The organism is Kitasatospora sp. NPDC101235, from assembly GCF_044767505.1.
GTDB lineage: Bacteria > Actinomycetota > Actinomycetes > Streptomycetales > Streptomycetaceae > Kitasatospora.
Genome location: NZ_JBIWNZ010000020.1, coordinates 165,996 through 172,247, shown reverse-complemented (window position 1 = coordinate 172,247; position 6,252 = coordinate 165,996). Strand labels below are relative to the sequence as shown.

General features: G+C 67.6%; 6 protein-coding genes. 3 read left to right on the top strand and 3 right to left on the bottom strand.

Features of this window, described 5'->3' with window-relative positions:
- Positions 1 to 178: 178 nt before the first annotated feature.
- Positions 179 to 823 carry a transposase gene (locus ACIRRH_RS29250; RefSeq protein ID WP_403073355.1) on the bottom strand — a complete coding sequence of 215 codons (645 nt, stop codon included), beginning with the start codon at positions 821 to 823 and terminating at the stop codon, positions 179 to 181.
- 541 nt (positions 824 to 1,364) lie between these two features.
- On the opposite strand from ACIRRH_RS29250, the gene ACIRRH_RS29245 reads away from it, so the two are divergent.
- Complete coding sequence (locus ACIRRH_RS29245) at positions 1,365 to 2,792, top strand: MFS transporter (protein ID WP_403073353.1); 1,428 nt, start codon at positions 1,365 to 1,367, stop codon at positions 2,790 to 2,792.
- Positions 2,793 to 2,844: 52 nt separating this feature from the next.
- On the opposite strand, the gene ACIRRH_RS29240 is transcribed toward ACIRRH_RS29245, so the two are convergent.
- Together ACIRRH_RS29240 and ACIRRH_RS29235 are read right to left on the bottom strand one after the other, a co-directional pair.
- Positions 2,845 to 3,357, bottom strand: a complete 513-nt coding sequence (locus tag ACIRRH_RS29240; RefSeq protein WP_403073351.1) for a DinB family protein — start codon at positions 3,355 to 3,357, stop codon at positions 2,845 to 2,847.
- 605 nt (positions 3,358 to 3,962) lie between these two features.
- Complete coding sequence (locus ACIRRH_RS29235; protein ID WP_403073350.1) at positions 3,963 to 5,636, bottom strand: ISAzo13 family transposase; 1,674 nt, start codon at positions 5,634 to 5,636, stop codon at positions 3,963 to 3,965.
- 122 nt (positions 5,637 to 5,758) lie between these two features.
- On the opposite strand from ACIRRH_RS29235, the gene ACIRRH_RS29230 reads away from it, so the two are divergent.
- A complete protein-coding gene (locus ACIRRH_RS29230; protein WP_403073348.1) occupies positions 5,759 to 5,914 on the top strand; it encodes a hypothetical protein in 156 nt (51 codons plus the stop codon).
- A gap of 43 nt (positions 5,915 to 5,957) precedes the next feature.
- Positions 5,958 to 6,245: a hypothetical protein gene (locus ACIRRH_RS29225; RefSeq protein WP_403073346.1), complete on the top strand. Its 288-nt coding sequence runs from the start codon at positions 5,958 to 5,960 to the stop codon at positions 6,243 to 6,245.
- Positions 6,246 to 6,252 lie beyond the last annotated feature (7 nt).

The window sequence follows — 6,252 nt, the reverse complement described above, 5'->3', positions numbered from 1 at the left end:
CACCAGCTCCGGCGGGAACGTCCGCGTAAGCAGTCCGATTGCGATCCGGTCCGACAACCGCTCGTCCGTCGGCGGCTTGACCTGCCCAGGGCGTGGCATCCAGGCACCTCCTGGACAGGCAGCCTACCAGCAAAGACCCTTAAGTCACTGGTATTGGGCCTAGGCCGTGTCCCGCCGATCAGTGGAGTTGATCAGCGCCGGATCCAGATGGCGATGGCCGCGACGGTGACAGTGCCGAGGTAGATGTAGGTGCGCTTGTCGTAGCGGGTCGCCACGGCCCTGAACTGCTTCCTCTTGCGGTACAGCTCCCGGTCGAAGCCCGGCGGCCGGCCGCCTTCGGAGCCTCGGTTGAGTCGGTGGGTCCGCTGGTCGGATTTTTCCGGGACGGTGTGCCGGATCTTGCGCGCACAGGTGGATCTTCGTGGTAAAGCCGCCCCGGGACCGCTAGCAGCTTCCGCACACCCTGGACCGTGTACGTCAGATGGAAGCGCCGACCGATCACCGTCTTGATCCGCGCCAGCGTCCATCGCTGGTCCTCCCAGCCGTGCGCGGCAGGCCCATTGGCCAGCTCCGCCTCCAACTGGGCGAACTGCTTCTCGCTCAGCCTCGGCAGCGACGCCGGCCCCTGTGACCGCAGAGCCCGCGGACCGCCCTTGTCCCACATCTGCCGCCATCGCTGCACCGAGCGGACGCTGACCCGCAGGTCCTTGGCGATCACCGAGCTCGCCTCGCCCTGGGCGAACCTCTCGGCCGCCTTCAGCCGTAACTCCTCGCGGAACTGCTGCCGTTCGGCGGTCAGCCCGCCCCCTTGTGGATACCGCATGCCCCGGTGATACCGCACGGGCGACGAGCCGTCAGCCCCTACGACTCCACGAGTTCAACCCCAGTTACCGCCGGCCCCTCGTGAGCCGCACCCGGCGGCACGCGATCCGCACGATTCCAGCCCCATGCCGGGTTCCGAGCCGCAGCCCGGGCAACCAGGGCGGTGAGACTACTGTTCGCTGGGCCCGCTGACGTGTTTTCCAGCCATCGCAAACAACACCGGCGAAGTCAGCGAGGATCCCGAGGAGGGGGCGAACGTGCAGGTGCGCAGAGTACGAGCACATACCTGAAGGCAGGTCGTACCGGGCCGGGGCGTTCACCTCGACGGGCGCTCGCTGCGGTGATCCGCCCATACATACCACAGCGATGGGAATAGACCAGACGTTCGGCTACCTGCGGAGTGATCGGCAAGATGTCGAAAACTTGTTGCTTGCGTTGAAGGCGCAAAGACCGGTCCATATGCTCGGCCCCACTCAAGAGCTGGGCATGAAGCCGGCTCAAGGAGATTCCCCCAGTCCTCGTGACAACCCTGGAGGTACCCCATGACAGAACAGCTCTCTGCTGCTGACCTGTCACGCACGTCGGAACCGACTGTCCGGCGGATCCCGGTGCTGTTGATGTTGGTTACCGGCCAGCTGATGCTGGTGATCGACACCACCGTGATGAATGTGGCATTACCACATATTCAACACGATCTCGGCTTCACCTCCACCGGTCTCTCCTGGGTCGTGAACGCCTACACCCTGGTTTTCGGTGGCCTGCTGCTGCTGGGCGGGCGCGCCGGTGACCTGTTCGGTCGCCGCCGGGTGTTCGTGGCGGGGGTTGCTGTGTTCACGAGCGCCTCGCTGGCCGCCGGCCTCGTCGACTCGGCCTCTTTGCTGGTGACCGCCAGGGTCGTTCAGGCGATCGGCGCCGCCGCCGCCGGACCGAACGCGCTTGCGCTCATCACCACCACCTTCACCAAGGAAGCGGATCGGCACTGGTCCCTCGCATGGTTCTCCGCGGTCGCCAGCGGCGGCTTTCCGATCGGGTTGATCGTCGGCGGTCTGCTCACCGACTGGCTGTCTTGGCGGGCGACCATGTTCATCAACGTGCCGATCGGGCTCGCGATCGCCCTGTTGACCCCGCGGTTGGTGCCCGCTCCGACCCGGCATGCGGCCCGGCTTGACCTGCCGGGCGCGATCACCGCGACCGGTGGTGTCGCGGCACTGATCTTCGGGCTTCTACGGGCCTCCGAGCGGGGCTGGAGCGATGGGCTGACCATCGCCGCCCTGGGCACCGGGTTGGTTCTCGTCGCAGCGTTCCTGGCCATCGAGTCGCGCACCGGGCAACCTCTGATGCCGCTGCGAGTGTTCGCCGACCGTGATCGTGCCGCAGCCTATGCGATCACGGTTCTGATGGCGATGGCGATGATGTCGACCTTCTTCTTCCTCACCCAGTTCCTGCAGAACGTGCTCGGATGGAATGCGCTCGTCACCGGATTCGCGTTTCTGCCCATGGCGCTCGGCGTGGTCGTCACCAGCCGCCTGACCGCCCGGTTGCTGCCCCGGTTCGGACCGAAACGGCTCATGATCACCGGCGCCTCGCTGATCGCCACCGGCATGATCGGCCTTACCCAGCTGTCCACCGACAGTGGGTATCTGTCCGGTCTGCTCGTACCGATGCTGCTGCTGGGCGTGGGCATCGGGTTCACGTTCTCCTCGGCCAACGTGGCGATCATGTCGACTGTGGAGGCGCAGGACGCCGGCGCGGCAGGCGGTGTCCTGCAGACCATGCAGGAGGTGGGCTCGTCAGTCGGGCTCGCCGCGCTCATCACCATCTTCGGTTTCGCGACCGACCACACACGTGTCCTCCCACGCGGACTCCTGGTCGACGGTATGACCATGGCATTCGCCGGCGCGGCCGTCTTTGCCGCCTGCGGCATCGCGGTGGCGTTCGGTTTCCGGCACAGGCAGTCGGCGGACACCTGACCGGTCGGGCGAGGTGCAGAGGACCGGCGGGGCGAGCACCGTCCGACCGGTTCTATACGCCGGTGGCGCCGTCGATGCGTTCCCGGACCAGGTCGGCGTGCCCGTTGTGGCGGGCGTACTCCTCGATCATGTGGACGTAGATCCAGCGGAGACTGACGTCCTGGTCCATGAATCGGCCGGTGTCGGACAGAGCACGGCCAACGGAGTGCTCGCGGGCGCGGACGACTTCCGCGTGCCACGTGGCGAGAGTGTCGCGCAGAGTGACGCCCTCGGCCAGTTCGAAACCGCCGTCGGGGCCGTGTGGGTCAGCCTGCGGGTCGTAGATGGGCGGGACCTGTTCTCCGGCGAGCACCCGGCGGAACCAGTTCCGCTCCACCTCCGCCATGTGCTGGACGAGGCCGGTCAGTGTGAAGCCGGACGGTGGCACTGATGCGACGGCGGCCTGCTCGTCGTCCAGGCCTTCGCACTTCATGGCGAGCGTGGCGCGGTGGAAGTCGAGCCAGCTCTCGAGCGTGGTGCGCTCGTCGGCGTTCAAGGGCGGTACAGGGCGTTCGGTGGTGCTCACCCGGCCGAGTATCGCTGACCGTCGGCCGAATCCGTCGGCCGACAGGGCCTGTCGGCAGGGCGAACAATTGTCCGGTGCAGACGGGTGGCGATCCGCCACGACAGCCACCGAGTCCTGTCAGCAGCCGCTCACTCTCTCGCATCATCCCCGATGCGGAAGTGACAGGTTGACGGCACGTCCTGGCTTGATCGAACCGTGGCGGCTTCCGGCTCGCGGTCGGCGAGCAGCGGAACGTGTAGCCGCCCCTCTTGACCAGCGTCTGTACCTGCCCACCCTTTGGGCCCGGGACGCGTAGCGACGCCAGGACGCCGGGGGCCCGAGGAGATCTCCTTCGCCACCAGACCCGAGCTGGGCATCGCCATGCTGCTCGGCGCCGTCGACCGCAGTCGCCCTTTGCCTGGGTTGGCCGACGACGCCGACTACCGCAGGGATCGCGCGCTTTCCTGCACGAGAATGCTCTGCCCACTGTGCTGGGGTGCCGGTTGTGCTGCCGGTGGCCGGCCCGCCCGGCAAGCCGTATCAGCCCGCGTTCGCACTTGTGCACGAAGTCGTGTACCGACAGACGGGCCCTCCCTCAAGGCCGGGTAGTTAGGGCGTGCAGAGGATTAACTCGCAGTCTTGATCTCTGCTGGGAGGGTGGAGGCGAGCTCGAAGAGCGCCTCCACGTCGGCGAGTCGGGGTGCGACGGGCTTGATGGTGCGGCCGGTGGCCTGGAGGAGTTGGCGGACGTCGCGGATGCGGCGGTTGACGGTCTCCGGGGTGACGCCGAAGAGTCGGGCGACGGCGACCTGCGGGAGTCCGAGCCGCTGGTGGAGCAGGACGGCAATCAGCCGGTCGGCGAGTGTGAGGACGGGGCGGCGGCCGGTGGTGCCGTCGCCCTTGATACGGGGCCGGTGGCCGCGCCGCTTGTCCAACTGGCCTTCGTGCTGGGTGTCGTGGAGGGTCAAGAGCTGGGCGATCAGTGTGTCCCACTGGGCCGGGGTGAGCCCGGTGAAGGCCGGATGCTGCAGCCAGGCGAGGTCGGGGCTGGGCTGGTCGAACGGGTCCGGGGCTTCGTTGATCTCGGCGTAGGGCTCGGGCCGTAACGTGTAGTTCCAGTCTCCGTGCCAGGTGTGCCGGTCCAGCGGCAGAACGTCCATCTGTCGGTCACCGATGGTGACGCCAGTGGCGCAGGTGCTGGTGTCGAGTTCGGCGTGGACGGTCAGCCCGGCGTTGGTGCGGGTCGCGGCGATGCTGTTCACGATGACTTCGTGGCTGGTCAGCGGCCTGCCGCGCCAGTTCATCGTGATGTGCGAGAACAGTCGGTGTTCGACCTTGTTCCATTGTGATGTGCCCGGAGGAAAGTGACACACGGTGATCTGCAAGCCGGTCTCCAGGGCGAGGGCTGCGAGTTCACTTTTCCAGGCGCGGGTGCGGTAGCTGTTGGAGCCGCCCGCGTCCGCGGTGATCAGCAGCCGGGATGCGGCCGGGCAGTCGAGGCTGCCGCGGGCCTTCCACCAGCGACGGATCGACTCGACCGCGAACGCGGCGGTGTCGTGGTCGGTGCCCACGTTGACCCAGCCCGTGTTTGCGGCCAGGTCGTAGATTCCGTACGGGATCGCCTTGCCGAGCTCCCGGTCCGGGAAGTCGTGGGTCTGCACCCGGACCGGCTCGCCCTCGCGGTGCCACTCCTGGCCGGCGTTCTTGTAGTTCCCGACCAACTCTTTCTTCTTGGTGTCCACGCTGATGACCGGGTTCCCTTCGGCCTGGTAGGCCTTGGCCTGCTCGTTGATGTAGTTGAACTGGGCGTCGCGGTCCGGGTGTTGCCTGCCTTCGATGGTCTTGGCGTTCCCCTGCAGGCTGAAGCCCTCCTCGCGCAGCAGGTCGCCGACCGTGTCGGCCGACACCCGGTGCCCCTGGCGGGTCAGCTCGGCGGCGAGGTGGCGGGTGGACTTGGTGGTCCACCGCAGCGGCGACATCGGATCGCCGCGCACATCGGGCTCGACCAGCGCGAGCAGCGCCTCCCGCAGTGCCGGGTCCAGGTCTGCGACCCGCTTACGCCCGCCGCCAGGCCTCCTCACCCGGCCCAGCGGCGGCTCCCCGGAATCCAGCTCGCTCACCCCCAGCGACACCGTCGCCTCGCGGACCCCGGCGGCCCGGGCAACCAGCCTGATCCCGCCATGACCGATCGACCGCGCCTCCGCCCCCAGCAGCAGACGACGCTGCCGCTCGTCCAGATGCGGCCAGATCGCCTCGAACTTCCCTGCCAACGCGGCTTGTTGCTCAACCGGAGTGCCCACACCACAACAACGAGCCCAAAATCCGGAAGCTACGGGTTGTTGATCTGCAAGCCCTAACTACCCGGCCTTGCGAGTTCGCCCCGCTCCTGGACACCATCGACGACGCGGAGCTGCACGAGGCCGTGATCACGGTGGACGCGATGCACGCGCAGAAGGAGCACGCCCGCTACCTCGTCGAGGACCGTCACGCGCACTACCTGCTGTCGGTGAAGAACAACCAGCCCACGCTCGCGGGGGCAGTTGAGGAAGTTGCCCTGGGGCAAGGCACCTGTCCTTGACCGTGCACGCGAGCGGGGACACGGCCGCGAGGAGGTGCGGGAGGTGAAGGTCGTCTCCGTGGACGGCCTGCTCTTCCCCCACGCCCGCCAGGTCGTTCGCATCCACCGCAAACGCCGTCCCCTCGGCGCGAAGAAGTGGCAGACCGAGACGGTCTACGCAGTCACCGACCTGCCCGCCCACCAGGCGTCCCCCGCCGAGATCGCTTCCTGGGCCCGCAGCCACTGGATCACCGAGAACACCGTCCACTGGACCAAGGAGTCACCTTCGCCGAGGACGCCAGCCAGATCCGACGTCACCACACCCCCCGGCCGTCATGAGCGCCTTGCGTGACCTGACC